Here is a 1,875-nt window from a genome sequence, read left to right on the forward strand (position 1 = left end):
ACTGGCGTCACATCGGATCGTACACAAAACCGAAGTCGGTGGTGTGCAATTGAATCTGAAAGATGAGCAGGCGGTTCGCCAAGCGGTCGGCTCAATGAGAACGCGGCTCGCCGAAACCGACCAGCTCGACGCCATGGAAGGAGTGCTCGTACAGCCGATGGTGACCGGCGGCGTGGAGGTCATGGTCGGCATCACCGATGATCCCTTGTTCGGTCCTTTGATCGCCTTCGGCCTCGGTGGAATTCACGTCGAGATTCTTGGTGATGTGCAGTTCCGTATCACGCCGCTCACCGACCGCGACGCCGCGGAGATGGTCCGGGGAATCAAAGGGTATCGGCTGCTCACCGGCTATCGAGGACATCCACCGGCCGATCTGGAAGCCCTTGAGGAAACATTGTTGCGGATATCGCGTCTTGTTGAAGAAATTCCGGAGATCAGCGAACTCGACTTGAATCCGATCTTCGCCCTCCCTCCCGGCCAAGGCTGCCGGATCGTGGATGCGCGGATACGAATTAAGCCACCACGACTCGCGATTTAAGAATAGGGACGAGCAGGTTTTCTAAGACACGGTGATACAAGTGGTTCCTCGTTCTCTCTTTGCCGTTCATTCGCAATCTCGTTGACGCGCCGTCGTCACACCAAGACGTTGGGCAAGTGCGTTGGCGGACAGATTCAGCGGCATAAATTCTTTGCTCATGTCTTACTCGGATGGGTGAGCGGCAATAGCTCCTTGGGCATGGCCGATCCGTTAAGACGCCCACTTCATGTGTAGTTTGCGGTGATGCAAGGCGCAGTCTCGAAGATAAAGATTGATCAAGCTCTGGTAGGGAATCCCCATTTCCTCGGCTATGGACTTGAAGTAGGCAACCGTATCACGATCAAGCCGCATTGTGACCGGCTGTTTTAAATATTTGACATACGGGTTTTTACGCCCTTTCATTTTTGAGAAGTCGTAATGGTCTCTCATTGTCTTTGCCTCCAATATTCCTTTTCTTCGCTTTTTTCCGCTCGCCTCGCTGAGAATAGTCGCACAACGGCTTCGCTCTCTCGAAAGCAGTGGCACACCACGATCAGGCGTAACTTGTAGCTCATACCGAGCAAAATGAAACGGTCCTCGTCTTCGGAATGATCTGGATCAAAGAATTGAATGGCATGCTCATCAAAGAACACCGTTTGTGCCTCTTCGAAGGAAATACCATGTTTCCTACGATTGGCCTTCTCCTTTGCTGCATCCCCATTCGAACCGCATTTGATGTTATGTACACTGTATGTATCAATTGTGAACACGTCAAGGTTACAGTTGTTCAGATTCAGAGTCAGGCCTCAGCAGAGATTCTCCAACACGCCATGGCAACGTGGAACACTTATGGCCGGCTGTATAGCAACTCGTCACCGACGAACATTATGCCGCAGGTTGGAGTTTACTGCTCCGGGTGAGGATCTTTTCTGATAAGCGCGAGGTAGAGCAAGGTATCGGCGAGGTCTTGATCGGTCATGCTGGTGTCGGGAAACATGCCGGTCCCGGGATGGCCCTCTTTGATGGCGCGGGATCGTTCCTTGTTGTTTTTAAGGCGTAGGACCTCGGGATTCCGTAGATCGGAAGGCGGAGGATTTAATTTCGCGATGAGCGCGGCGGTGTCGGCTTCCAATCGTGGTCTTCTTCCGACATACCCATCAATGCCATGGCAATAATAGCACACACCCTTGCCGTTGAAGATCTCTCGGCCCCGCAGGATATTACCCTTTAGTTGACCGGGCTGCTGCGATGGAACGGATTCAGCCCAGGCATAGTGAGACATGGGTACCAGATCCATTCCCTCGCTGCAGATGAAGAGCAGGGTTGTCGAGACTACCAGTTTAGTAAGCAGACCGCTG

4 protein-coding genes are annotated in these 1,875 nt (G+C 52.7%); 1 reads left to right on the top strand and 3 read right to left on the bottom strand.

The genetic code is table 11. The annotated features are described in order from the left end of the window. Positions 1-538: acetate--CoA ligase family protein (locus tag ACOSYY_RS16415; protein ID WP_421663800.1), on the top strand; the 538-nt coding region annotated here is incomplete at its 5' end. Positions 539-748: 210 nt separating this feature from the next. Here ACOSYY_RS16415 and ACOSYY_RS16420 read toward each other — a convergent pair. The 3 genes from ACOSYY_RS16420 to ACOSYY_RS16430 form a co-directional block, all read right to left on the bottom strand. Beyond that, a complete protein-coding gene (locus ACOSYY_RS16420) occupies positions 749-967 on the bottom strand; it encodes a BrnA antitoxin family protein (protein ID WP_421663801.1) in 219 nt (72 codons plus the stop codon). Beyond that, positions 964-1,287 carry a BrnT family toxin gene (locus ACOSYY_RS16425; RefSeq protein ID WP_421663802.1) on the bottom strand — a complete coding sequence of 108 codons (324 nt, stop codon included), beginning with the start codon at positions 1,285-1,287 and terminating at the stop codon, positions 964-966. The genes ACOSYY_RS16420 and ACOSYY_RS16425 overlap by 4 nt, the downstream gene beginning before the upstream one ends. 134 nt (positions 1,288-1,421) lie before the next feature. Next, positions 1,422-1,875 (bottom strand): c-type cytochrome (locus ACOSYY_RS16430; RefSeq protein ID WP_421663803.1); only part of this gene is annotated, 454 nt, incomplete at its 5' end.

It is taken from the genome of Nitrospira sp. BLG_2, from assembly GCF_049222245.1.

Coding starts and splice junctions, on each gene's coding strand:
- ACOSYY_RS16420 (WP_421663801.1), bottom strand. CDS start 967: ATGAGAGACCATTACGACTTCTCAAAAATGAAAGGGCGTAAAAACCCG.